Genomic DNA, 25,241 nt, shown 5'->3' with positions numbered 1-25,241 from the left:
ACTCCGTCACGCACCCCTCATCCGTCTCGGCGCTGCGCGCCGATCCACCTTCTCCCGCAAGGGGAGAAGGAAAAGGTTTCAAAACACCGCTTGACCTCAACTTAAGTTGAGATTGTACGCCGTTCCAGGAGCCCGCAAACACCATGATCCAGGAACGGAAGAATCGAAATGAGCGCCACAAATCATAATGGTAACAGCGGCAGCGTGTTCAGGGTGGACAAGTTCGTCGTCCCGGCCGCCGCCCGCGACGAGATCCTCGTCAAGGTCAGGACCACGCACGAATTGCTGCGCCAACAGCAGGGTTTCGTGCAGGATTTCCTGCTCGAGCAATTTTCGGGGCCGGGCGAGTTCAATCTCGTCACGATCGTCGAATGGGAAAGCCAGGCGGCTGTCGACAAGGTCGTGCCGATCGTCAAGGCCGCGCAAGAGCGCATCGCCTTCAACCCGCAGGAGACGATCACCCGGCTCGGAGTGCGGGCCGACATCGCCAACTACCAGCGGATTCCCGAAGCATAAGTTCACGGCCAGCCGGCGCCAGGTGCCGGCGCCTCGACGCCGAGTACCTGGCCGGTCCGGACCTCGCTGACCATGTGCTCAAAGCCGCGCCATTCCGCGGCGACGATGAACAGGGTTCGCCTGGCCGCGCCGCCCAGCATGCAAGCAAAGCAACCGCGATCGATGGTGACGGTCTGCAAGACCTCACCACCTTCGCGCACCCGCACGCAATGCTTGTTGGGAACATCCGCGTACCAGACCGCCCCTTCGGCATCGAGGCAGATGCCGTCGGGGTAACCGTCGAGTTCGGCCCAGACGCGTCGGTTGGATAAGGTACCGTCGGCGGCGATGTCGAAAGCGGTCAGCCGGCTGGCGTGGGATTCGGCGATGATCAGCGTCTTGTTGTCCGCGCTCATCGCCATGCCGTTGGCAAAGGCGATATTCTCTGCCACCTGCCGGACCGAACCATCCGGCGTGACCAGCACGATCGTGCCCGGGCCGAAATGCTGGCCGGGAGCCGGCGCCGGCCCACCGCCATTGACATAGACATTGCCGGGGCCGTCGACGACGATTTCGTTCCATGCACTTTTCGAGAGGCCGCGCAGATCGGCATGGGTGACGAGACTGCCATCGGCTTCCTGCCGCAGCAGCAAGCCTTCCCGGCCCGAGACGACGAGCAGACGACCATCCGGCAACCAGTCGATGGAGTAGGGCAGGACGGCCGGCACCGTGAGCATGATCTCGCGGTTGCCTTCGGCATCGACGGCGATGATCTCGCCGGTGCCCCAGTTGCAAAGCCACAGCCGTCCGTCATGCCAGCGCGGCGACTCGCCGAAAGCCAGGCCGGCGGTGATGAGATGCGCTTGGGAGGCAGGTGGTTTCTGCATGTAGGGGGCTCCTTGCCGGTTATCCTACCAAGGACGGTCGAGCCGATGGGGTGCCGACACCGCAGTCAGGAATTTCGGAACAAATCTTCCTATGCAAGTGCGGCAGATCGATCTTGAGCCCTTTTATCTTTCTGACCTGGTGATATTGTTCGCTATTAGAGTTTATGGAAGTATTTGGATGTTCGGTTTTTTTTCGCGAAGACCAAAGAAGAATTCCGAGAAGCCGTCGGGAATCCCACTTCCTGCCGTAGGACAGGCATCGAAAGCCGGGCTGTTGGTAATCGTGCCTCGTTCAACCGTGGACAAAGCCGTTGAGAAGCCTTTTCAACTCGTCTTGGCAGTCGAAAAATTTATTCACGCTATGGTTTTTAAAGGGCTCTACCGCCATTTTGAAATCGACCCAAAGGCGATGCACGTCTCCCATGCCGATCAATATTCCGCCGAGGTGAATAACGGCGGTCATAGTCAATTCATCCACAATGCCGACCGTGAGTTCGATGTGATGGTCGCCAACGCTCGTGCCGGCCTCATTGCTATTGGCGCGAAGGGGCAATTGGCGACTCTGGAAGAGATGTCCGTCTGGGTCTCCGAACACCCTGACGAAGCCTCGGAAGAGACCGGCTTCGAGGGCGGGCGCGACGATTTTCTCGACACGCTTGATGATGCTTTCTACGGCGCCGATGAGGCTTCTCCGATAATCGATCTATTGGCGCTCTGGATCGCATCATGGCCCGATCTGCAGATTGTCGACGACGATGATTACGATGAAGCTATCCTCCAGTTGGCAATGGCCAATCCTCTGCGCGAATCCCGGCTTCTCCATCGATCGGTCAGCGAACTGGTCGGTCAGATGTTTCGCACGCGCGATGTCGGAGTCGGCCTCGCGTGCGCCAATGCGCTACCGCCCGAGGTCAAACTATCGCTTGGCGTGGCGAGGATGTTGGATGTCGAGGGCGAGACCCAATTAGCTTTTCAACTGCGCACCAACGCAGAGGAGCTTCGCCTTTGCGTCTCCACCGACACCCATGCGGCTGTCTATGGATATATCGCTCCGGAAGTTCGGCCAATTGCGCAACCGGGTGAAAATATACTCGCTGCTGGTGCGCCTCGCGTCGGTCGCAAGCTCGGTCAAGCCGATGCGCAAACGATAGCAAAGGTAATCGAACTGGCCGAGGAATATCATGCGCCAGTAGCCGTCGATCTTTTGCTGCGGAAGGCTGGATTCGATCCAACTGACGCAGTCGTGTCGGCGAATTCTGTCGTGCAGAACGAAGGAGGGCCGGTGGTGAATTGGGTGGTGATGGCAGGTGGTCACGCGTTTCTCTTCCAGTCGTACCCAGACCGTGGCGTGATGTTACGCGGTGGCAATGAGCAAAGTCTGGTGGAAGCTTATCGAAATGAGCTTGAGGAACACTTTGACCTGAGCGCCGCAGCTGGCGAATAAACTGTTCGAGTTAGATCGGGCTGGAACGTCATCCTGGCCCCTGCGATCACTGCATTTCGCTCGGGAAGAAGGTTGCGTGGAGATGGACGTTGGTGCCACGTGGGCCGGAATTCTGACGGCAATGGCATGGGCATGCAAGCCGGTCGCGGCTTCACGAAAGACAGAGTGTCCGGCCATCCGGATACAGCGGGCCCTCGCCCGTTCGCCCGCGCCAGCCATTGTTGCGTTGCGGCGAGGGGGGCTTTCGGCTATTGAGGCCCCACCTGAAACGGAGCCCGTTTACACCCGATGAGCCTTGTCGATACGGTCAAGAACGCGTTCGTACCGATCCATCGCGAAGGCTATCCCTTCATCGCGGCTTTTGGCGCGGCGACGCTTTTCCTTGGCTACTTCTCGTCGATCCTGTTCTGGATCGGCCTGATCCTGACCGCCTGGTGCGTCTATTTCTTCCGCGATCCCGAGCGCGTCACCCCCATTGACGACCGCCTTGTGGTGAGCCCCGCCGACGGCATCATCTCGGCTGTCGGACCGGCTGTGCCGCCGCGCGAACTTGGCCTCGGCAATGTCGAGATGACCCGCATATCGGTGTTCATGAATGTCTTTTCCTGCCACGTGAACCGCGCCCCGGTACGCGGCCGTATCGTCAAGATCGAACACCGGCCTGGAAAATTCCTCAACGCCGAACTCGACAAGGCCAGCACCGAGAACGAGCGCAACGGCCTGGTCATCGAAAGCCCCAACGGCACGATCGCCGCCGTCCAGATCGCAGGTCTGGTGGCGCGCCGCATCGTCTGTTGGGCCGAGGCGGGCGGCTCGATCGGCACCGGCGAGCGTTTCGGCCTGATCCGCTTCGGCTCGCGCGTCGACGTCTTCCTGCCCTTGACCGCCACGCCGCGCGTTGCCGTCGGCCAGACCGCGGTCGGCGGTGAAACCGTGCTGGCCGAGTTCGGTGGCGTTGCCGGCACGCCCCTCGTACGGATTTCCTGAGCCGTGGGCACGCAGTACAAGAAGTTCGAGGCCCATGCGAGCGGCGGTCCGCGCATCCGCGAGATCCCGATGCGCATGGTACTGCCCAATCTGGTCACCGTGCTTGCCATCTGCGCCGGCCTGTCCGGCATCCGCTTCGGCTTCGAAGGCCGCTTCGAACCGGCGGTGGTGATGGTGCTGCTGGCAGCCTTCCTCGACGGTATTGACGGCCGCCTGGCGCGGATGCTGAAGGCGACCTCCAAATTCGGCGCGCAGATGGATTCGCTGGCCGACATCGTCAATTTCGGCGTCGCCCCGGCTTTGGTGCTTTATGCCTTCCTGCTCGACCGCGCCGGCTCGCCGGGCTGGATCGCGGCATTGCTGTTCGCCATCGCCTGCGGGCTCAGGCTCGCCCGCTTCAACGTGCTCGACGACGAGAAGGCCGACCGCCCGATATGGCAGTCCGAATATTTCGTCGGCGTGCCGGCGCCGGCTGGTGCTGTGCTGGTGATGCTGCCGCTCTATCTCTATTTCCTGCGGCTCGGGCTGGAGCCAAGCCGCCCGGCTGCCTTCATCGCCACCGGCTTCACCGTGCTGGTCGCCTTCCTCCTGGTCAGCCGGCTGCCGGTCTATTCCGGCAAGAGCATCAAGATCCCCGGCGACAGGGTGCTGCCCGTCATCCTGGCGGTCGTGCTCTACGTTCTCTTGCTGATGACCTATCCCTGGTACACGCTGACCGCGTCGGTCGCCGGCTACCTGATCTTCCTGCCGTTTTCCGTGCGCGCCTATTCCAAGCGCGCCAAGCTGGAGGGCGAGAAGGTGCCGCCTTCGGATATAGGTTAGAAGGTCCGCCGAAGTCCTTGATCTGTCTCAGGCCGCGACGCCGAGCCCCAGCCTGTCGATCGCCAGCTTGCGGGTCGAGACGTAGTCCGTCTTGCCCGACCCCAGAACGGGGATTTCCTCGACCTTGACGATATCGTTCGGCACCATCAATTCGGCCGCACCAGCCTGCTTGCCGAACTTGCGCAATTCGTCGGGATTGGCATCGTCGGCGGTGGTGACCAGAACGATGCGCTCGCCACGCCGCTTATCCGGCACCGCTACCGCCGCATGGCGTTCTTCCGGCCAAAGCGACTGCACCAGCATCTCGACCGCGCCGAGCGACACCATCTCGCCGGCGATCTTGGCGAAGCGCTTGGCGCGGCCGCGAATGGCAATGAAGCCTTCGCGATCGACGGCAACGATGTCGCCGGTATCGTACCAGCCGGTCAGCGGCTGCAACTCGCCGGGCCGATCCGCGGTCATGTAGCCCATCATCAGGTTTGGCCCATCGAGCCACAACCGGCCAGCGTCTGAGATGCCTTCGATCGGCTCCAGCTTCATGCGCATCGCCGGCAGCAGCCTGCCGACCGTGCCGTCGCGGCCGTGGATCGCGGTGTTGACGGCAACCACCGGCGCGGCCTCGGTCAGCCCGAAACCTTCGATGATCTCGGCCTGGAAGCGCTCGCGATAGACGCGACGGGTTTCCGGCTTGACCGCCTCGGCGCCGGCAACGACGAAGCGCAGGCTGGAAAAATCGCCGTCCTTGGCGGTGCGCGCATAGTTGGCGAGGAACGTGTCGGTACCGAACATGACCGTTGGCTTCACCTTGCGCGCGACCTCGGGGATGATCTTGTAGTGCAGCGGCGAGGGGTAGAGGAACAGTTTTACCCCGGTGACCAGCGGCAATATGGTGCCGCCCGTCAGGCCGAAGGAATGGAACACCGGCAGCACGTTGAGCAGGATGTCGGCCGGCGAGATGGTGATGCGCGCCTCGGCCTGCATGGCGTTGGCATGAAGGTTCCTCTGTGACAGAACAACCGCCTTCGGCGTGCCTTCGGAACCCGAAGTGAACAGGATCACGCCTGGCTTGGCCGCTTCCTGCCGCTGCAGAGGCCAGCGCCACAGCAGGGCGGCGGCAAGCTTGTCCAGCGCGGTGACGCTGGTCCGCAGGTCTTCCAGCCACAGCAGCCTGGCGCCGCCCTTTTCGACGGCCACGACAATGTCGGCTAGGTCAGCTTTTTCCACAAAGGCGCGCGATGAGATCACGGTGCGGATCACCGCCGTGCGCACCGCCGCGGTGACGCTCGCCGGTCCGGCCGTGTAATTGATCATCGCCGCCACGCGGCCTGCCGACAGGAGCCCGACGAAGGACAGCACGACGCCATTGGCGTTGGGCAGCATCACGCCTACCGCTTCGCCCGGCGCGGTGATCGCCTCGAAGCGCCTGCCCAGCACTCGCGCGCCGATGAACATCTTGCGGTAGCTCAGCGCGCCCGAGATGACATCCTCGATGATGGGATGCGAGGCGCCGACACGATCCGAAGCATCGCGCATGGCCAGGAACAGTCCGCGATCGAGGTTGCTGCCGAAAAGCCGAGCCTCCGCGACACGGTCGAAAAGCGCATTGGTGTTCGAGGCCTGGTCGGGGTTGCGCGTCACCAGTTCGGCGATGGTCATCGGCTCCAGGACGCTGATCGACAACTGCGGAAACCAATGCCGTGGCGCCTTGTCCGCCGGCGTCAGCGACACCGGCAGGGTGCGCGCGCCGGCGACGAAGATTGGCACGATGCGGGCGTCGGCCTGCATGGCGATGCGGGTGACGGCGCGAAACAGCCGAAACGTCTTGACGTCGGGCTCGACCGCATCCGGCAGGTAGACGGCGAGCCGCCCCTTGCCCTTCAGCACGCGCACCAGCCGGCGGCTGACGAAGACATGTTCGGCGTTGAAGGCGATGGTGCGGCCAAGCTCGCGCCAGGGTTCGAGCCAGGGCGAGCGCGCCGAGACCTCGTCGAGGATATGCAGCGTGTCGTCAGGCAGCAGCGATAGCATCAGCGCCGGTTCGAAGCGCGACTGGTGCGAGATGACGTAGATGACCGGTACCTGCGCCTTGCGCGCGATCCTGATGCGGTTGTCGCTGACCCGGTAGGCGAGCTTGAACGGCACATAGAGCAGCGCCTGGGCGAAGCGCAGGCCGAGGCGGAATTTCTCCACCACGCCGATCAGCAGCCAGGCCACGACAAGACCCGCAAGCAGCGCCATTGTCAGGATCATGCCGCGTCTCTCCCAACGACTTTGTCATCGCGGCTCTTTTGCGGCCGCGTCGGGCAGAGCGTAGACGATGTGGGAGCAAGGTCAATGCGGATGAGGACGGTCTTCCTTCTCCACAGGGGAAGAAGGAAAGGCGCCCCTCAAGCCGCCTTCAACCGTCCGCTGATGAAGCGGAACTCCTGTGTCTTGCCGCCATAGCCATAGGCGGCCGCCGGCACCTCATGCACGAAGGCATAGCTTTCTTCATGTATGCCGCCCAGCAGGCCGCCAAAGGCATCGAAGATTGCCTTGAGATAGGCTTCCAGCTCGACCTTGGTATTGGTGCCGTCGACCACCTTGATGTCGAGCCAGAACGTGTTGGTTCCATGCTCGGCCAGCGACTTGCCGCCGGCGAACCAATGCTTTGGATCGATATAGGACACGGCAACGGCGGTGATCGTCGGATCCTTGCGCAATCGCGTGGCTGTGATTTCGGTCACCTCCCCGGCAATCCTGGCTGACAGGGCGGCGTCGGGCTTGCCGGTGACGCTGACATTGATGATAGGCATTTTTCTTCTCCTGGTTTGAGCGGCGTCCGATCGCCGTTGACAACACCATGCCACTGTTGTCGGATCAAAAAAATCGAATTGTTTTTGATTGAAGATTCGATAAATTCGAATTATGGAAACGCTCGATCCCGATCTGCTCAGAACCTTCCTCGCTTTCGCCGACAGCGGCTCGCTGGCGCAGGCGGCTTCCAGCGTCGGCCGCTCGCCTTCGGCGGTGACCGCACAGATGCAGCGGCTGGAGGAGATCGTCGGTGAGCCGCTTCTGGCGCCGCAGGGGCGGGGACGAGGCTTGACGCTGGCCGGAGAGGATCTCGTCGGCCACGCCAGGCGCATCCTTGCCGTGCATCGCGAGGCGTGGCTGGCGTTGAAGGGCGCACGCGCCGCCGGGCGCGTCGCCATCGGCACCACGCAGGATTTCGCCGACAGCGGCCTGCCGGAGCTGCTGCGCGCCTTCGCTACCAGCCATCCGCGCGTCAGGATCGAATTGCGGGTCGGCCGCTCCGCCGAACTGGCGCAGGCGCTTCAGGCCGGCAACCTCGATCTGGCGATCGTCATGCGCCAGTCGGCGATGGCGGACGAGGTCGGCGTGCTGCGCGAGCCTATGATATGGCTATGCTCGCAAAAAGGACTGGCCTCGCGCCAGGAGGAACTGCCGCTGGCGCTGCTCGATCCCTATTGCGGCTTCCGCGAGGCCGCACTTGCGGCGCTCGATGCGGCTGGCCGGCGCTATCGCATCGCCGCCGGCAGTGCCAGCCTTGCCGGCCTGCGCACCGCGGTGAATGCCGGCGTCGCGCTGACGTTGCGAACCGCGCGCTTTGCCCATTCCGGCATTGTCGAGGCACCGCGCGAGCTTGGCCTGCCGCAGGTTCCGATGGCTGAGTTCGCGATCCGGCTGCGCGCCGGCGCCGATGGCCCAGCGAACGATCTGGCGGCACTGCTCCGCGGCAACCTGGCGCTGTCCGGGGCACTTGGCTGATTGGCCAAGACTTGTCCGGGCTCGCGTTTACTCGCAAAGAAAAAGCCGACCTTGCGGTCGGGCCTTCTAGCAAAGAAAAAGCCGACCTTGCGGTCGGCTTGGAGTAAGACGGGCCGAGGGGTTTGGGGGGACTTGGGGGGTGGCCCGTCGCACCAACAATGCCTGAACCCGATGATGGTTCCATGACTTCGAAAATTTTTTAAGAAATATTTGACGCTGTCCGTTGCCCGCGGGCCGCCAGCCAGTCACGGCCGGCATGGGCAAACACCGCGCAGAGCACGATGGCGCCGCCGACCAGGCTGGCCGCCGGCGAAATCTCGCCCAGGAACAGGAAGGCAAACAGGATGGCGAACGGCACTTCGGCCGAGCCGAGCAGCCCGGATTCGGCCGCCGGGATGAGCCGTGCGCCTTCCGTCCAGAGGATCGACGACAGCGCGAAAGATGCGCCGAAGGTGACAAGCAGGACGGCATCCCTTGGTGAGACCGCCAGCGGATCGGTGACGAACCAGCCGAGCAGGAACAACAGGAAGGCCGATACCGCGCCGGCCCACACCACCGGCGTGTCGCGGAAGGCACGCACCATGATCATGTAGAGGCCGCTGCCGATGGTCATCAGCAGCGCCAGTCCGTCGCCGAACAGGTTGCCGGTGCCGAAGCTGGACCAGATCATGATCGCCACGCCGCAGAGCGACACGGCAGCGGCGAGCATCGTCTGCATGCGGAAGGGTTCACGCGTCAGAACCCAGGCCAGCAGCGCGGTGACGAAAGGTGCGGTGGCGTAGATGACGGTGACATTGGCGACGAAAGTGAATTTGAAGGCCGAGATGAAGGCAATGCTGGCCAGCGCGCCTTCCACCGCCAGCAGCCACCCGCGCCAGCCCAATCGCAGGCTTTCGCGCCCGCCGGAGCGGTGTCGCTGCCACAGCACATAGAGGCTGATCAGGACCGAACCGACAAAGCCGCGCCAGCAGATGATGGTCAGCGGATCGGCATGGATCGATTTTGTCAGCACGCCGGTCAACGCAAAGACGGCCGCCGAGCATGACACGAGAACGATGCCAAGCGTGCGCTCGGCGACAGTGTCGGTGGTGCCTGTCACATCAGTCATGCCGTCAGCCTACGCCGCTCCGTCCTGACATCGTAGCGTCAGCAGTGATGCGCATCACAGCCGCTTGCGGAAATGCTCGCCGCCGACGATCAGCAGGCCGGCGGCGACGATAAGGGCGGCGCCCAGGAAGACTTCACGGCGCGGCACATCGCCCCAGATCGCAAAGCCGAGCGCGAACGCCCACAGCAGCGAGGTGTATTCGAGCGGCGCGAGGATCGAGGCGGGCGTGCGCTTCATGCCCTCGAAGAGGAGGTATTGCGCCAGACCGCCGAGCGCCCCGACGCTGGCAAGAAGCAGCAGCTGGGGCAGGTCCGGCGTGTGCCACCACCACAGCGCCGGCACCACCGAAAACAGCAGGAAATAGAAATTGTTGAGGAGAAGCTGGATCATCGAGCGTTCGGCAAGCGCGGTCTTGCGCAGGAGCACGATGGCAATGCCCCACAGGAAGGCGGCTGTCAGCACCAGCAGCACCGGTACGGACAGGCCGAGATGGGTAGGATCACAGGCGACAAAGACACCGGCGAAGCCGATCAGAACCGCCAGCCAGCGCAGCATCGGCACCTTTTCGCCGAGCAGGAACACCGAAAGCACGGTGACGATGATCGGGGCCGCGTAATAGACGGTGGTCAGTTCGGCGAGCTGCAGGCTGCGCGCGGCGTTGTAGTAACAGAGCCAGGCGGCAAGCGTGAAGGCGCTGCGGACCAGCATCGGCCGCACGATCGGCGAGCGCACCGTGTCGGCAAACAGCGCTCGTCCGCCGATTGCCGCGCAGGCACCGAGAATGGTGATGCTGCGGAAGAACATGATTTGCCAGACGGCCATGCCGGTGACCAAGAGCTTGATCGAGGCATCCTGCGTCGAAAACAGGAGATAGGCCGCACCGGTCAAAAGGATCCCGGCGAGAACCCTTTCACGCGTTTCGAGAATGGCGACATCGGCCATAAGGTGCGGGACCAGTGTTGCAGGAAGCGACAGCAAGTGCTGTGAAGCGGTGCGAGCGGCCTCGAAAGTCAGGCCCGGCTCCAAGCTATACGAGCGAAAGTCGGCGCGGCGCTGCGCCAGCCCGGAGCTTGCGTTGGGGCAGAGGTTGATCGCGCGCGTTGTCGCGAAGATTACTGCGTTGCCTGGTAGAGTTCCGAGGCGGCCTCTTTCAGAGCGCGTCGACCGTCGGGGCTGAAATACATCATATGCCCGCCCTCGATAACATCGAGATGGATGGGCTTTGCATCGGCAAGCGACGGGATTTGATTCACCAGGTAGCGCGAGGCCAGATAAGGCGTAACCAGATCGGTGTAGCCGTTGACGATCACGACGCCGAGCGCGGGATTCAGCGAGCGTGCTCGCTGCAGGTCGTCCATTACCCCGGCATAGCCTTGCCGTGAGGCGCTCGTCCCGTAATCCCAACCATGGCTGATTTCGTTATTGAGCAGGCGATAGCTGACATCGGTGCGGAAATTCAGTTCGTCGCGGGCGTAGCCGACGAAAGCCGAGGTCAAAGCCGGCACGCTGCGGTCGAGCACTGGATCCGGACCGACGACGCGGGCGCTTTCGGGCGCGATGTCGGCGGTGCCGATCATGGCGTCGTATGGGCTGAGCACCTTGCCGCTGGCGCGGGCGAACTCTCTTGCGAACAGGTCGGTCGGGATGCGGGCGGAGTTGCGCTGCACGAGATCGAGCGGCAGGCCGGTGATGTCGGCCACGCGCTGGCTCGCCAGTCGCCCGCCTTGCTCCAGCCCGCTGATGAGCGCCGTCAGATAATCGCCCAGCGCATAATGTTCGACTTCGGCCAGCTTCTCCCGCAACGCGTCGCCCTTGACGCCTTCGGCGCGCAGGCGCACGGCCGCCAGCGACGGCAATTCGAGGGCCCAATGCAACGGCTCGAATTCGTCGGGCCGCACCAGTGTGAACTCCAGCGCCGGCGAGATCAGCACGATGCCGTTCGGACTGATGCCGATATCCTCTTGCAATGTCCTAGCCAGAAGCGCCGCACGGAAGCCGCCATAGCTTTCCCCGGCGAGGAACAGCGGCGAACCGGTGCGGCCGTTCTGCGCGAGGTAGAGTCGGATGAAGGCACCTATCGAGCTGGCATCCTGATTGACGCCCCAGAAGTCGTGCGTGTCCTGGCCCGGTGCTTCGCGGCTGTATCCAGTTCCGACCGGATCGACGAAGACGAGGTCGGTCATGTCGAGCCAGCTGTCCGGATTGTCGATGAGCCTTTGCGGCGGGGGCAGGAATTCGCCACCGGTTCCCGTGGCGATCACGCGCGGACCAAGCGCGCCGATATGCAGGAAGGCGGACGCTGCTCCAGGGCCGCCATTGAACACGAAGGTGATCGGTCGCTGCGGGTCCTTGGCCGCGCTTGCCGGTGGCTCCAGCGTATAGGCGACATAGAATATCTCCGCTGTGACGTCGCCCTTGCTGGAAAGCAGCGGCAAGGTGCCGGCCCTTGCCTGATAGTCCACCTTGCGCCCGGCGAGGGTGATGGAATGCTTGGTGGTCTGCGGCGACGGCAGCAGGGACAGCACACCGCCCGAGGGCGCTGGACGCTCCGCCGTATCCGCCAGGACAGGCTGGGTGAAGGCGGCAAGCATCAGCAGGGCGATCAGTTTCAGCTTGAGCGACATGATGTCTCCGCGAGAAGGACTCCCGCATAGGTATGGCCGCGGCGGTCGAAGTCAAAGGGCATGGATGGGTGGCTCGATTTTACCAATTCGAGATTTTTGCCGCGGGTTGTGACAAGCACCCGATTTCGGACCATTATTCACGGCACGAAACAAGCAGTCGGGAAGGGGCAACAAAATGGACGCCACGGAACTGAAGGCCATGCAGGGCCCGCTGAAGCAGGCCTATCGCGACGATGCTTCGCAGGCGCTGATCACGTTGAAGGCAAGAGGGTCGATCGACGACCAGTCGGTGGCGTGCAAGGTGGAGACGGGAAGGGCCCTTGCGGTTGCCGGACTGCACCCGGCAACCGGCGGCTCAGGTCTGGAGCTGTGCTCCGGCGACATGCTGCTCGAGGCCTTGGTGGCCTGCGCAGGCGTGACGTTGAAGGCCGTGGCGACGGCGCTCGAGTTCAAGCTTGGGGCCGCTACGGTTGAGGCCCAAGGCGACCTCGATTTTCGCGGCACGCTCGGCGTCGCCAAGGATGCGCCGGTCGGCTTCCGCGCCATCCGGCTCAATTTCAGTCTCGACACCGACGAGCCGCAAGAGCGTATCGATTCGCTGCTGAAGCTGACCGAGCGCTATTGCGTGGTGTTTCAGACCATCAATCAGAAACCTGAGCTGACGGTGATCGCACGGCGCTGAAGATCTCCCGCTTGAGGGGGAAATGTCGCCCAAGGCGACATAGGGGGATCGGAAACATCCTGACGCGACGCCCCTTTGCCGGCAGAGGAGGTCAGCGCTCCACGCGCGGCGACCCCCTCTGGCCTGCCGGCCATCTCCCCCTCAAGGGGGGAGATTACGCTCATCACTGCGCGGACGGCTCTTCGGCATCGCCTTCGTCGGTGAAGGGCGAGGCGCTTGGCACGCATTGCACCGACCAGCCCTGCGGTGTCGGCTGCTTCTGATATTCGGTGATGGCGGCGGTGCACTGCTCGCGCTTGTCGAAGGTGCTGGGCAGCACGACCATGCCCCCCTGCGGGCCGGCGATTACCAGATACCAGACCAACGCTGCGGTCGTAGCCATGGGGATTTCCTTATTCTGCCCGACAGGGCGCTTGTTGCGGGAGTCGCTGCGATCCTAACAACTCCGTGGAAATGACGAAAGCATGACCACGGCGCAGCCTTTACGTCAAAGATCACAGCCGCGTGATGACAAGGCGGGCTCTGCTCCGGTTCTTGAGGGCTACCGCCTCAGTCGGTTGCAAAACAGTAGAATAGGCCGTCGCCGCCGGTGCCCTTCAGCGCCTCCTGGCCGCAGCCGCCGCGCGAGGCATGCGAGGAATTCCAAGACTTTGCCGCAGCCGAATCATCGAGCCCGGTGCGGTCGTGGTGGCCCATCATGGCAGCCCCTTCGGCGCCGCTCATCGTCCAGTCGCCACAGGTCTGGTCGGCGATCTTGGTGCCGTCGGGCTTGGAGCCGGTCAGCATGTCGTGACGGTTCGGCGTGTCGCCACGGCCATTGACGGTCTCACCCTTCTCGGTGAGCGCGGTCTGCTTGGTGATGCCGTTGGCGTCGCTGTGCAGCGAGGCGACATCGTCGGCGATCTTCTCGCCCTTGGCGTTGAACCAGGGGCCCTTGCCGATGCGATCCCGCGCGTCCTCGGTGCTGGTCGAGAGATAGGCGTGCCAGGTCTTGCCGGCGACACCGGCCGCTTCGGCGAGCGAGGCGCAATGCGCGTCGGCGCCCTTCAGGCCGCCGAGATCGCCGCCCTTGCCGGAGCCGGCGCTGGTGACGAAGAAACTCATCTTGGCATCTTGCGACAGGGCTGTGCCGGCAGTCGCGGCGAGGGCGGCCGCGGTGGCGGCAACGAGAAGAAGAAGTCTGCGCATATCGGTCCTCCGATTTCGAATATCCTACGTTCGAAGAACGTAGCCGGAGGCCTTTTTAATCCCTGAGATAGACCACCTGAGTGCGGGCAGCGGTTCTGGGAGCCGTCGAACGAGGTGTAAGTTATTCCGGTTGCCTGTAGGCGACGAAGCGGTTGTGCTTGGCCTGGAAGATCAGCCCGGTCTCTTTCAGGTCCGGGCTTGCCAGCGGCACGATCCGTTTGGCGATCTCTGAGGGGTGCGGCAGTGTTGCCGGATCCTCGCCGGGAACGGCCTGCGCGCGCATGGCGGTGCGGGTGGCGCCGGGGTCGGCTGCGTTGACGCGCAGCGGCAGGCTTTGCGTCTCATGCGCCCAGGAGCGCATCATGGTCTCGACCGCTGCCTTCGACGCCGCGTACGGCGCCCAGAAGGCGCGTGCCGAATGCGCGGCGTTGGAGGAAAGCAAAATCGCGCGGCCGGCATCCGAAAGCCTCAGCAACGGGTCGACCGAACGGATCAGCCGCCAGGTCGAGGTGACATTGATGGTCATCACCTTTTCGAAGGTCTTGGCCTCGACATGGCCGATCGGCGAGATGACACCGAGCACGCCGGCATTGGCGACCAGAATGTCGAGCTTGCCCCAGCGCTCGTGAATGGCGCCGCCCAGCCGATCGATGCCGGCCATGTCGGCGAGGTCGAGCGGCACCAGCGTCGCCTGGCCGCCGGCCGCCTTGATCTGGTCGTCGAGTTCTTCAAGCCCGCCGACGGTGCGCGCGACCGCGATCACATGCGCGCCGGCGGCGGCCAATTCCTTGGCGATGAAATAACCAATGCCGCGCGAGGCGCCGGTGACGACCGCGACGCGGCCGGTAAGGTCGAGGGTCATGCGAGAATGTCCGTGAGGTAGGTGCGAGACGCCCCCGAAGGCAAATGACGGCCTGGCAATCCTATGCCCCGCTGTTCGCCAGCAGCGACAGCGTGCGTACGTTGTCGTGGCCTTCGAAGTCGAGCAGGCGGGTCGGATACTGGCCGGTGAAGCAGGCGTCGCAGAATTGCGGCTGGTCGTTGTCGCGGCTGGCTTCGCCGACGGCGCGGTAGAGCCCGTCGATCGAGAGGAAGCCGAGCGAATCGACGCGGATGAATTCGGCCATCTCCTCCACCGACATGCGCGATGCCAGGAGCTTCGACTTCTCCGGCGTGTCGACGCCGTAGAAGCACGAGGCGCTGGTCGGCGGCGAGGCGATGCGCATGTGCACTTCCTTGGCGCCGGCATCGCGCACCATCTGCACGATCTTCTGGCTGGTGGTGCCGCGCACGATGCTGTCGTCGACCAGCACGACGCGCTTGCCCTCGATCATGCGGCGGTTGGCGTTGTGCTTCAGCTTGACGCCCATGTGGCGGATCGAATCGCCCGGCTGGATGAAGGTGCGGCCGACATAGTGGTTGCGGATGATGCCGAGCTCGAACGGGATGCCGGCCGCCTGGCTGAAGCCGATCGCCGCCGGCGTGCCCGAATCCGGCACCGGCACGACGATGTCGGCGTCGACCGGATTTTCCTGCGCCAGTTCGGCGCCGATGCGCTTGCGCACCTCATAGACGTTGCGGCCTTCGACCGAGGAATCCGGCCGAGCGAAATAGACATATTCGAAGATGCAGAAGCGGGTCTTCTGCGGCTCGAACGGGAACAGGCTTTCGATGCCCTTGGAGGTGACGACGACCATCTCGCCCGGTTTCAGGTCGCGCACGAAACGCGCGCCGATAATGTCGAGCGCGCAGGTCTCGGAGGCCAGGATCCAGGCGCCGTCGAGATCGCCGAGCACCAATGGCCTGATGCCGAGCGGGTCGCGGCAGCCGATCATCTTCTTGGCGGTCATCGCCACCAGCGAAAAGGCGCCCTCGACCTGCCGCACCGCATCGATGAAGCGCGAGTTGAGGTCGCGCTCCTTGCTGGTCGCGACCAGATGCAGGAGCGTTTCGGTGTCGGAGGTGGAGGAGAAGATCGCGCCCTGTTTCTGCAGCGCGCGCTGCACGGTCATAGCGTTGGTCAAATTGCCGTTGTGGGCGACGGCGAAGCCGCCATCGGCGAGTTCGGCGAAGAAGGGCTGGATGTTGCGCATGCCGGCGCCGCCGGTTGTGGCGTAGCGCGTATGGCCAATGGCGCGGTTGCCTTGCAGGCTGTCGATGACGCGCTGTTTGGTGAAAGTGTCGCCGATCAGGCCGACATGGCGTTCGACATGGAACTGGGTGCCGTCGTAGGAAACGATGCCGGCCGCTTCCTGGCCGCGATGCTGCAGCGCATGCAGGCCGAGTGTGACGATGGCCGCTGCGTCCTGCCGGCCGAAAATGCCGAACACACCGCACTCGTCATGGAAATGGTCGTCGGCCTCGGCGGAAAGCACGTCGTCTGCGTCTGCCATCTTAAGCTCCGCTAAAATCGCCATATAGAGCGGGTTCGCGTCGAAAGCAACGCGCGCCGTGCAGTCGTTCACACCATCGTCGGTCCTGACGCCCGTTCTGGAGCAATTCCAGGAAAAGTGTGAAACGGTTTTCCGTCCGGAATTGCGTCAAAACAAGGGGCGTCAGTTTGCAGGCGCTGCCGGTGCCGGCTTGGCCGTGTTGTCGGCAGGAGCGGCGTCGTTGTCGTCGGGCGCTGGCGCATTGGCGTCGTCGCCGCCGGCAGGCGCATCGGCTGCCGGCGCGTCCGGTGCTGCCGGCGTCTCGGCGGCTGGCTGATTCGGATTGAGTTTCTTGAGGATGGCGTTTTCCGGATCCTCCGGCAGCAGGCTCTCGAGCTTGGCGCCGATCTGCTCCAGCAGCGGTCGCGACTTGGCTTCCGTCACCCAGGCCGGTGCCTTGGCGCCGGCCAGCCAGTTGAAGAACAACAAGGCGACAGCGACGACCAGTATGCCGCGCGCGGCGCCGTAGAGGAAACCGAGCGTGCGGTCGAGCGCGCCGATCCGGGAATCGATGATCCAGTCGGCGAGCTTCATGGTGATGACCGAAACGACGATCAGCGCGATGACGAAGACGACGCCGGCGGAGGCCGCCATGGCGATCTTCTCATTGTCGATGTAGGGCTTCAGATAGGGCAGGACCGGCTTGTAGAAGAAGAAAGCCGCCGCGGCCGCCGCCGCCCACGATACGACCGAAAGGACCTCGCGCGAAAAGCCGCGAACCATGGCGAGCATCGCCGAGACCAGGGTGAAGCCGACGAGAATTCCGTCAAGCAGCGTAATCGGCATGTCTTTCGCCCCACTCCGATCTCTTTTTCGCGGCTCGACGAGCCGCGTTATTCTTCGTCGTCCACACGGCTGCGGCGTGAGCCGGCTATGCGCGCCACGAGGTCGGCAAGCTCGGTGGGCTGGAAAGCGCCGGCCCCGATCCCCCCAGCAAGTTCCTCGCTGCCCAAGGGCAGAACCGCGCTACCAAAACCCAGCTTTTCGGCTTCCTTGAGGCGCTGCTGCGCATGCGCAACCGGCCTCACCGCGCCCGAAAGGCTGATTTCGCCGAAATAGACGCAATCCGCGGGAAGGGCAAGACCGGTGAGTGAGGAAACCAGTGCGGCTGCGACCGCGAGGTCGGCGGCCGGCTCGCTGATGCGGTAGCCGCCGGCGACGTTGAGATAGACGTCATGGGTGCCGAAGCGCACGCCGCAATGGGCTTCCAGCACCGCCAGGATCATCGACAGCCGCGCGCCGTCCCAGCCGACCACCGCCCGACGCGGCGTGCCGAGCGAGGAGGGCGCGACAAGCGCCTGGATTTCGACCAGGACGGGCCTGGTGCCTTCCATACCGGCGAAAACGGCAGCCCCCGGGGATTTCGCATGCCGTTCGCCCAAGAACAGCTCCGACGGGTTGGCGACCTCGCGCAAGCCCTTGTCCGACATTTCGAAGACGCCGATCTCGTCGGTCGGTCCAAAGCGGTTCTTCACCGTGCGCAGGATGCGGTAGTGGTGGCCGCCTTCGCCCTCGAAATAGAGCACGCCATCGACCATGTGCTCGACGACGCGCGGGCCGGCGATCTGGCCTTCCTTGGTGACATGGCCGACAAGGACGATCGCCGCACCCGTCGACTTCGCATAGCGGATCATCGCCTGGGCGGAAGCGCGCACCTGGGTAACGGTGCCAGGCGCGGAATCGGCAAGATCGGTCCATAGTGTCTGGATCGAATCGAGAATGACCAGATCCGGCCGCTTGCCGTCGGCGATCGTGGCGAGAATGTCCTCGACATTGGTTTCGGCGGCCAGCTCCACCGCGGTGTCGGCAACACCCAACCGCTGCGCTCGCAGCCTGATCTGGGCGACTGCCTCCTCGCCCGAGACATAGACGATGCGATGGCCCCGGGACGCAAGGGCGGCAGCGGCCTGGGTAAGAAGCGTCGATTTGCCGATGCCGGGATCGCCGCCGACCAGCAGCGCCGAGCCGCGCACGAAACCGCCGCCGGTGGCGCGGTCGAGTTCGCCTATGCCCGAGACGATGCGCGGCGCGTCCTCGATGTCGCCTGAAAGCGTGGTCAGCACCACCGCGCGGCCCTTGCGGGCATTGCGCGTGTTGGCCGGACCGGAACCGATGCCGCCAGAGGTGCCTTCCTCGACCAGCGTGTTCCACTCCCCGCAGGCGTCGCATTTGCCGGCCCAGCGCTGATGCACCGAGCCGCAATTCTGGCAGATGAACTGGACGCGGGATTTAGCCATGGAGCCGCGCCGGTTTTGGGGAAAATGCAAACGACAGGCAGGCCGGCGGGACAGCGCCCCCCTCTGGCCTGCCGGCCATCTCCCCCACGAGGGGGGAGATCGAATTGCGTGTCGGATTTCGCCAGCTTTCAGCGTTGCAGAAATGAGCGCCGGCATGGGCGACAGCCGATCTCCCCCCTTGTGGGGGAGATGGCCGGCAGGCCAGAGGGGGGCGCCGTAGAGCGCCTTGGTTCCCTATTTCTGTTGCGACCGCTGGCAAGAGGCTACTCAAACCTCTCCGCGATATGGTGTTCCTCGGCAAGGTCGGAGAAGCGGGTGAATTCGCCGTGGAAGGCGAGCGTCACCGAGCCTGTCGGGCCGTGGCGCTGCTTGGCCACGATCACCTCGGCCTTGCCGCGCATTTCGTTCATCTCGTTTTCCCACTTGACGTATTCTTCCGTGCCGAGCTTCGGCTCGCGGTTCTTGAGGTAATACTCCTCGCGATAGACGAAAATCACGACGTCGGCGTCCTGCTCGATCGAACCCGATTCACGCAAGTCCGAAAGCTGCGGGCGCTTGTCGTCACGGCTTTCGACCTGGCGCGAGAGCTGCGACAGCGCGATGATCGGCACGGCCAGTTCCTTGGCCAGTGCCTTCAGGCCGGTGGTGATCTCGGTGATTTCCTGCACGCGGTTCTGCGAAGACTTGGCGCTCGAACCCTGCATCAGCTGGATATAGTCGATGACGATCAGATCGAGGCCGCGCTGGCGTTTCAGCCGCCGGGCACGGGCCGAGAGCTGGGCGATCGAGATACCACCGGTCTGGTCGATGAACAGCGGGATCTTCTGCATGGTCTGCGAACAGGCGACCAGCTTCTCGAAGTCCATTTCGGTGATTTCACCGCGGCGGATCTTCGAGGAGGAGATTTCCGTCTGTTCGGAAATGATGCGGGTGGCGAGCTGTTCGGACGACATTTCGAGCGAGAAGAAGCCGACGACGCCGCCATTGGCCGCCTTGAACGAGCCATCGGCCTGCTGCGCCGGCTCATACATCTCGGCGATGTTGAAGGCGATGTTGGTGGCGAGCGACGTCTTGCCCATGCCTGGACGGCCGGCGATGATGATCAGATCGGACGCCTGCAGGCCGCCCATGCGGCGGTCGAGATCCCGCATGCCGGTGGCAAGGCCCGACAGATGGCCGTCGCGCATATAGGCGGCGTTGGCCATGTCGACCGCGGTCTTGACCGCGTCTGTGAAGCTCTCGAAGCCGCCATCGTAGCGTCCGGTTTCGGCCAGTTCGAAAAGGCGGCGTTCGGCATCCTCGATCTGCTCGGATGGCGACATGTCGACCGGCGCGTCATAGGCGATGTTGACCATGTCCTCGCCGACGGTGATCAACGCCCGGCGCGTCGCCAGATCGTAGATGGCACGGCCATAGTCGGTGGCGTTGACGACGGTGACGGCCTCGACCGCCAGCCGCACGACATATTGCGCCACCGTCATGTCGCCGACCTTCTCGTCGGCCGGCAGGAAGGTCTTCAAGGTGATCGGCGTCGCCACCTTGCCCATGCGGATGAGCTCGGCCGCGACATCGAAGATCTTGCGGTGCAAGGGTTCGTAGAAATGGCCGGACTTCAGGAAGTCGGAGACACGATAGAAGGCATCGTTGTTGACGAGGATCGCACCAAGCAGCGCCTGCTCGGCCTCGATGTTGTTGGGCGATTCGCGATAGAGCGGTTGCTCCGCCACGCCGAATTTTCGTGCTGCCTCTGCCATGATATCCCCGATGTCGATCCCGGCTTCTCGATATCAGAACGAGACGAATCGATGCTGACCTTTCTGCATCATCGCATGACCAACCAGCCTTGATGCCCGTTGTTCACAGGCGCGGCGAACCGTCCACAGGAGAGTGCTTCCAAGCCCCGATTCCGATTGACTCGGAAAGGCGCAGTCCCTACCCGAGTCGTTGGAACAGATCAAGAACAATCTTGGCGATCAGGCGCCTCCTTCGTCCAGCGTATCGCCCCAGTCCAGGCGCCGTGCCGCCTTGAACAGATCACCGTCGCGTTTGGTCAACAGTTTTTCGCCGGCGCTGCCGTCCGTTTCGCAAAGCTTGAGCAGAACCTTGCCCGAGCCGGATTTCGGCGGTGCGATGACCCGCGCGGCACGCGCGGCGGCCGGTTGGCGCGAGGCGGCGACAAAAATGAACTTCTCGTCTTCCCACGGCACTTCCGNCCTTGGCCAGCCGGTGCAGGCGCGAGCGGGCGACGCGGCGGGAAAAGTGGCACCAGTCGGGCGGGGCGAGCGGGCAAGGCGCCTCATGCGGACAAGGCGCCAGCAGATGCGCGCCCGCCGCGATCAACCGCGCGCGCACCGCCAGGATTCGCTGCCAGCCGGCAGGCGTGCCCGGCTCGACCACGAGCAGCGTGTCGGCCGTGAGGTGCCAAAGCCGGTCGACAAGCTTCGGCAGCGATGCCGGAATGATCTCGTCCAGCACATAGGTACACGTCACCAGCTCGGCCGGCTCGAGATCGGCGAGGTCGATGGTGGCGTCGCCGGCCAGCCATTTGGTCCGGGCAGCGACTGCGCCGGCGGCGAGCGTCTCGCCGACCTTGCGTGCCGCCGCACTGGCTTCGAGGAGCACCGCCTGTTCGAGATCGGGCCAGAGGTCCATCGTGGCCCAAAGCACCGTACCAGGCCCGGCACCGATATCGAGCAGGGTTTTCGGGACGAAATCCGGCCGGGCTTCATTCAGCGCACCAAGGCTGGCGCGGACCGCGGCGTAGGTCGCTGGCAGCCGCGTCGCGAGATAAGCCTGCACGGCCAAATCCTGCGCCATGTGCAGGCGGCCGTCGCGCAGCTCGGCACGGTAGCGGTCGGAAAGCGTTTTCGCCGCTTGCTTCAGGGTCGCGAGCGGAACGTTTTCAAGCAGGCGCTCGACCCCTTGGCGAAGTGGCGCTGGCAATTCCATGGTCAGGCTCCGCGCGGTGCGAGCAGGATGACCGAGGCTCCGGCCATGCAGAGGACCGCACCGGCAAGATCCCAGCGGTCGGGCCGCACGCCTTCCACCAGCCACAGCCAGGCGAGCGACGCGGTGATGTAGATGCCGCCATAGGCGGCATAGGCACGGCCCGCCGCATTGATGTCGACCAGTGCCAGGAGCCAGGCGAACAGGACGAGCGAGACGAAGCCCGGCGCCAGCCAGAGCGGCGACTTTTCCAGCCGCCACCATGCCCATACCGAAAAGCAGCCGGCGATCTCGGCCAAGGCCGCGGCAACATAAAGGAGATAGCTCATGAAAAAGGCCTCGCGACGATCACGAGGCCTTTTTCAGGGCAGGGGCGTGCGAAGGCAAGCGCCAATGGCGAAAGCGTACGGACGTTCCCGTTTCTATTCCGCCACCTTGCGGCGACGGGCAGGCTTGGCGGGCTTCTCGACGGGAGCCGCCTCGCGGCGGCCCAGGTCGCGCATTTCCAGCGCCTTTTCGCATTTGGCCATATAGTCTCGGGTCATCGGCAGCGTGTCGTTCTTCTTGGTGATCTGGAACTGGTAGATGACAAGGTCCTGCCAGCGGAAGGCGGCTTCCGAGGCGGCCAGATAGAATTCCCACATACGGCAGAAGCGTTCGTCGTAGATCGCCTTGGCCTTGTCGCGGTTGGCGGCGAAGCGCTGGCCCCAGTGCTTCAGCGTATCGGCATAGTGGAGCCGCAGGATCTCGACGTCGGTGACCACGAGGCCGGATTTCTCGATCGCCGGCAGCACCTCCGACATTGCCGGGATGTAGCCGCCCGGGAAAATGTACTTGCGGATGAAGGCGCTGGTCGCCCACGGCACACCGGAACGGCCGATCGTGTGCAGCAGCATGACGCCATCGGGCTTCAACAGTGTCGCGGACTTGTCGAAGAAGGTGCGGTAGTGGTTGACGCCGACATGTTCGAACATGCCGACCGAAACGATGCGGTCGAAACGCTCGTTGAGCTCGCGATAGTCCTTCAGCTCGAAATGGACGTGGTTTTCCAGCCCCTGCGCGTGCGCCCGGTCGGTGGCCACGCCATGCTGTTCGGTCGACAGCGTCACGCCCTGCACGTCGACGTCGAAAGCCTTGGCGAGATAGAGGCCAAGCCCGCCCCAGCCGGAGCCGATGTCGAGAACCGTCTGGCCGGCCTTCAGCCTGAGCTTGGCGGCAATGTGGCGCTTCTTGGCGGCCTGCGCCTCGTCGAGCGTCATGTCCGGCTGTTCGAAATAGGCGCAGGAATACTGCATGTCCTCGTCGAGGAAGAGCCGGTAGAGATCGCCCGACAGATCGTAATGGCGCTGCACGTTGCGGCGCGAGCGCGAGGCGGTGTTGATCTGCTGCAGGCGGCGGAAGGCGTGGCGCAGGCCTTCGATGGCTTTCGACCAGGTCGCGTCGATGCCGCCGCTGCCCATGTTCTGGAAGGCAATGCGCATCACACCGAGCACGCCGCCGTCGAGAATGTCGAGTTCGCCATCCATGTAGGATTCAGGCACCGCCAGCATCGGATCGAACGTGATGGCGCGTTCGGCATGTCGGGTCTTGATGTGCAGATGCACCGGCTCGCCGCTGCCGTCGCCGAATACGAATGTCGAGCCCTGTGGCCCGGTCACTTTGAGACTGCCGGTGCGAACCAGGCGATCGAGAACGCGCTTCAAGAGAATATTCATGCCTAATGTCCCCAGGGTGCCTTACGCATGGCCCGAAAACCGCAATCGACTTTCGGACAGGATTATGCGCCGAACTCCAATTCCACAACGTCCTTTGCGCGTCCAAAGGACGCGCGACGATCTAGTCTGCAACAATATATGGGGACCCGGAAAGTTCCTTTTGGCACAAAAAAGCCCGGGCGAGAGGCCCGGGCGTTGGTCCACAAAGGACGGATAACAGCAATGTGATCGGAGCTTGGCTCCAACCCCTTGCGGGGATAAGCTCAGGCGTTGTCTTCGCCGCCTTCGAACTCGGCATTCGGATCGAAGAAGTTTTCCGGCCGGGCGTTGTCGTTGATGTCGTCGCCATAAATGGCTTCTGCAGTGGTCAGCGTCTCGCCCTTGGCCTGGCGTTCGGCTTCGTCGGCCGTGCGGGCGATGTTGAGCGTGATCGTGACTTCGACTTCCGGATGCAGCGCGATCGCCACATTGGTGACGCCGATGGTCTTGATCGGCTGGTTGAGCTGGATCTGGTTGCGGTTGACCGTGAAACCTTCCGCCGTCAGCAGGTCGGCGATGTCGCGCGTCGACACCGAACCGTAGAGCTGGCCGGTCTCGCCGGCCGACCGGACGGCGATGAAGCTCTTGCCGTCGAGCTTTTCGGCAACCTGGGCGGCTTCCGACTTACGCTCGAGGTTGCGGGCCTCGAGCTGGGCGCGCTGGCCTTCGAACTTCTTCTTGTTGGCCTCGTTGGCGCGCAGCGCCTTGCCCTGCGGCAAGAGGAAATTGCGGGCAAAGCCGTCCTTGACCTTGACGGTATCACCCATCTGGCCGAGGCGGGAAACGCGTTCGAGAAGAATGACTTCCATGGTTTGTTCCTTTCAGTTGGGCATCGATCTCGGGATCGTTGCCGATTCTTGAGAACAGGTCAGGAAGCAAGGGGGCGTTGCCGCCGGTGTCGCTGTCCTGCCTGTCGGCAGTTAGAGGCTTTGGCCTCAACCCGGGATTTCCTGCATGTCGCCCAAAAGTGGTTTCCCGGTTTTGGGACAACGACATGCATCGTCAAGACACTCCAGCGGCTTCCGTCGCCGTGGAGAAAAGCGGGCGACAAAGCCGCCCGCTCGGAGAAATTTAGCGAACCACGTAAGGCAGCAGGCCGAGGAAGCGGGCGCGCTTGATCGCCTTGGCGAGTTCACGCTGCTTCTTCTGGCTGACCGCGGTGATGCGCGACGGCACGATCTTGCCGCGCTCGGAAATGTAGCGCTGCAGGAGACGCACGTCCTTGTAGTCGATCTTTGGCGCGTTGGCGCCGGAGAACGGGCAGGTCTTGCGGCGACGGTGGAACGGGCGCCGGGTCGGGATCTGGTTGATGTCGACCATTATTCTGCACCCCCTTCAAGGCCTTCGCGCGGACGGCGCGGACCACGCTCGCCACCGGCATCGCCGAAGCTGCGCGGCGGACGGTCGCCGCGATCGCGGTCGCCGAACGAACGCGGGCCACGGTCACCACGGTCGCGGTCGCCGAAGCCACCGCGCTCCGAGCGCTCTTCGCGCTTCTGCATCATCGCCGAGGGGCCTTCCTCATGCGCCTCGACCTTGATGGTCAGGAAGCGCAGCACGTCCTCGGACAGGCCCATCTGGCGCTCCATCTCGTTGAGCGCTGCCGGCGGGCAGGTGAGGTCCATCAGCGTGTAGTATGCCTTCCGGTTCTTGTTGACCCGGTAGGTGAGGGACTTCAGTCCCCAGTTCTCGACCCGGCCGACCGACCCGCCATTTGCTGCGATGACGCCCTTGTACTGTTCGACAAGCGCATCGACCTGCTGCTGCGAGAGGTCCTGCCGGGCAAGAAACACATGTTCGTAAAGAGCCATTATGTCTTCGCCTTTCTTCGTTTCTCTCCCGGTTCCCGGCGGCAAAAGCCTCT

24 protein-coding genes and 1 pseudogene are annotated in these 25,241 nt (G+C 63.7%); 6 read left to right on the top strand and 19 right to left on the bottom strand.

Features of this window, described 5'->3' with window-relative positions; genetic code table 11:
• The first annotated feature begins 168 nt into the window (after positions 1-168).
• On the top strand, positions 169-516 hold the full coding sequence (locus X743_RS142070) for a hypothetical protein (protein ID WP_023768570.1): 348 nt from the start codon (positions 169-171) through the stop codon (positions 514-516).
• Positions 517-518: 2 nt separating this feature from the next.
• Here the strand turns inward: X743_RS142070 and X743_RS142075 are convergent, their stop codons facing one another.
• Positions 519-1,382 carry an SMP-30/gluconolactonase/LRE family protein gene (locus X743_RS142075; protein WP_023768569.1) on the bottom strand — a complete coding sequence of 288 codons (864 nt, stop codon included), beginning with the start codon at positions 1,380-1,382 and terminating at the stop codon, positions 519-521.
• A 178-nt stretch (positions 1,383-1,560) separates the two neighbouring features.
• Here X743_RS142075 and X743_RS142080 point away from each other — a divergent pair, with 178 nt between their 5' ends.
• The 3 genes from X743_RS142080 (at position 1,561) to X743_RS142090 (ending at position 4,635) form a co-directional block, all read left to right on the top strand.
• Complete coding sequence (locus X743_RS142080; RefSeq protein ID WP_198028501.1) at positions 1,561-2,826, top strand: DUF4375 domain-containing protein; 1,266 nt, start codon at positions 1,561-1,563, stop codon at positions 2,824-2,826.
• Positions 2,827-3,114: 288 nt separating this feature from the next.
• Positions 3,115-3,813 carry a phosphatidylserine decarboxylase gene (locus X743_RS142085; RefSeq protein ID WP_023768567.1) on the top strand — a complete coding sequence of 233 codons (699 nt, stop codon included), beginning with the start codon at positions 3,115-3,117 and terminating at the stop codon, positions 3,811-3,813.
• Between the two features lie 75 nt (positions 3,814-3,888).
• The gene (locus X743_RS142090; protein ID WP_245264322.1) at positions 3,889-4,635 is read left to right on the top strand and encodes a phosphatidylcholine/phosphatidylserine synthase; all 747 of its coding nucleotides are present in this window, start codon (positions 3,889-3,891) and stop codon (positions 4,633-4,635) included.
• Positions 4,636-4,662: 27 nt separating this feature from the next.
• On the opposite strand, the gene X743_RS142095 is transcribed toward X743_RS142090, so the two are convergent.
• A complete protein-coding gene (locus X743_RS142095) occupies positions 4,663-6,885 on the bottom strand; it encodes an AMP-binding protein (protein WP_023768565.1) in 2,223 nt (740 codons plus the stop codon).
• A gap of 137 nt (positions 6,886-7,022) precedes the next feature.
• Positions 7,023-7,430, bottom strand: a complete 408-nt coding sequence (locus X743_RS142100) for a 4-oxalocrotonate tautomerase family protein (RefSeq protein WP_023768564.1) — start codon at positions 7,428-7,430, stop codon at positions 7,023-7,025.
• A gap of 112 nt (positions 7,431-7,542) precedes the next feature.
• On the opposite strand from X743_RS142100, the gene X743_RS142105 reads away from it, so the two are divergent.
• Positions 7,543-8,406 carry a LysR substrate-binding domain-containing protein gene (locus X743_RS142105; RefSeq protein WP_023768563.1) on the top strand — a complete coding sequence of 288 codons (864 nt, stop codon included), beginning with the start codon at positions 7,543-7,545 and terminating at the stop codon, positions 8,404-8,406.
• 199 nt (positions 8,407-8,605) lie between these two features.
• Here the strand turns inward: X743_RS142105 and X743_RS142110 are convergent, their stop codons facing one another.
• The 3 genes from X743_RS142110 to X743_RS142120 all read right to left on the bottom strand — a co-directional run bounded on the left by X743_RS142110 (position 8,606) and on the right by X743_RS142120 (position 12,138).
• Positions 8,606-9,514 carry a DMT family transporter gene (locus X743_RS142110; protein ID WP_023768562.1) on the bottom strand — a complete coding sequence of 303 codons (909 nt, stop codon included), beginning with the start codon at positions 9,512-9,514 and terminating at the stop codon, positions 8,606-8,608.
• A 54-nt stretch (positions 9,515-9,568) separates the two neighbouring features.
• Complete coding sequence (locus tag X743_RS142115; protein ID WP_023768561.1) at positions 9,569-10,456, bottom strand: DMT family transporter; 888 nt, start codon at positions 10,454-10,456, stop codon at positions 9,569-9,571.
• 170 nt (positions 10,457-10,626) lie between these two features.
• Complete coding sequence (locus tag X743_RS142120; protein ID WP_023768560.1) at positions 10,627-12,138, bottom strand: alpha/beta hydrolase; 1,512 nt, start codon at positions 12,136-12,138, stop codon at positions 10,627-10,629.
• Between the two features lie 175 nt (positions 12,139-12,313).
• Here X743_RS142120 and X743_RS142125 point away from each other — a divergent pair, with 175 nt between their 5' ends.
• Complete coding sequence (locus tag X743_RS142125; protein ID WP_023768559.1) at positions 12,314-12,820, top strand: OsmC family protein; 507 nt, start codon at positions 12,314-12,316, stop codon at positions 12,818-12,820.
• Positions 12,821-12,983: 163 nt separating this feature from the next.
• On the opposite strand, the gene X743_RS142130 is transcribed toward X743_RS142125, so the two are convergent.
• The 13 genes and pseudogenes from X743_RS142130 to rpsF form a co-directional block, all read right to left on the bottom strand.
• Positions 12,984-13,202, bottom strand: coding sequence for a hypothetical protein (locus X743_RS142130; RefSeq protein ID WP_013896316.1), 219 nt, complete (start codon positions 13,200-13,202; stop codon positions 12,984-12,986).
• A gap of 167 nt (positions 13,203-13,369) precedes the next feature.
• On the bottom strand, positions 13,370-14,008 hold the full coding sequence (locus X743_RS142135) for a hypothetical protein (protein ID WP_023768558.1): 639 nt from the start codon (positions 14,006-14,008) through the stop codon (positions 13,370-13,372).
• 121 nt (positions 14,009-14,129) lie between these two features.
• Positions 14,130-14,870 (bottom strand): SDR family NAD(P)-dependent oxidoreductase, encoded by a 741-nt coding sequence (locus tag X743_RS142140; protein WP_013896314.1) that lies wholly within the window; start codon positions 14,868-14,870, stop codon positions 14,130-14,132.
• 61 nt (positions 14,871-14,931) lie between these two features.
• A complete protein-coding gene (gene purF / locus X743_RS142145; RefSeq protein ID WP_023779649.1) occupies positions 14,932-16,401 on the bottom strand; it encodes an amidophosphoribosyltransferase in 1,470 nt (489 codons plus the stop codon).
• A gap of 162 nt (positions 16,402-16,563) precedes the next feature.
• Positions 16,564-17,226 (bottom strand): CvpA family protein, encoded by a 663-nt coding sequence (locus tag X743_RS142150; protein WP_013896312.1) that lies wholly within the window; start codon positions 17,224-17,226, stop codon positions 16,564-16,566.
• 47 nt (positions 17,227-17,273) lie between these two features.
• A complete protein-coding gene (radA, locus tag X743_RS142155) occupies positions 17,274-18,677 on the bottom strand; it encodes a DNA repair protein RadA (RefSeq protein ID WP_013896311.1) in 1,404 nt (467 codons plus the stop codon).
• A 263-nt stretch (positions 18,678-18,940) separates the two neighbouring features.
• Entirely contained in the window at positions 18,941-20,431 is a 1,491-nt protein-coding gene (locus X743_RS142160) for a replicative DNA helicase (RefSeq protein WP_013896310.1), read from the bottom strand.
• 219 nt (positions 20,432-20,650) lie between these two features.
• Positions 20,651-21,626, bottom strand: a pseudogene (locus tag X743_RS04505) (small ribosomal subunit Rsm22 family protein).
• Between the two features lie 2 nt (positions 21,627-21,628).
• A complete protein-coding gene (locus X743_RS142165; protein ID WP_023768556.1) occupies positions 21,629-21,952 on the bottom strand; it encodes a YnfA family protein in 324 nt (107 codons plus the stop codon).
• Positions 21,953-22,045: 93 nt separating this feature from the next.
• On the bottom strand, positions 22,046-23,338 hold the full coding sequence (locus X743_RS142170; protein ID WP_023768555.1) for a cyclopropane-fatty-acyl-phospholipid synthase family protein: 1,293 nt from the start codon (positions 23,336-23,338) through the stop codon (positions 22,046-22,048).
• A 263-nt stretch (positions 23,339-23,601) separates the two neighbouring features.
• A complete protein-coding gene (rplI, locus tag X743_RS142175; RefSeq protein WP_013896306.1) occupies positions 23,602-24,186 on the bottom strand; it encodes a 50S ribosomal protein L9 in 585 nt (194 codons plus the stop codon).
• Between the two features lie 262 nt (positions 24,187-24,448).
• A complete protein-coding gene (gene rpsR / locus X743_RS142180; protein ID WP_006203718.1) occupies positions 24,449-24,697 on the bottom strand; it encodes a 30S ribosomal protein S18 in 249 nt (82 codons plus the stop codon).
• On the bottom strand, positions 24,697-25,188 hold the full coding sequence (gene rpsF, locus X743_RS142185; RefSeq protein ID WP_031258552.1) for a 30S ribosomal protein S6: 492 nt from the start codon (positions 25,186-25,188) through the stop codon (positions 24,697-24,699). Before rpsF ends, rpsR begins: the two co-directional genes overlap by 1 nt.
• Positions 25,189-25,241: the final 53 nt, after the last annotated feature.

The organism is Mesorhizobium sp. LNHC232B00 (assembly GCF_000502435.1).
Taxonomy (GTDB): Bacteria; Pseudomonadota; Alphaproteobacteria; order Rhizobiales; family Rhizobiaceae; genus Mesorhizobium; species Mesorhizobium opportunistum.
The sequence above is the reverse complement of the archived record's forward strand: the minus strand, read 5'-3'. Positions and strand labels throughout refer to the sequence as shown.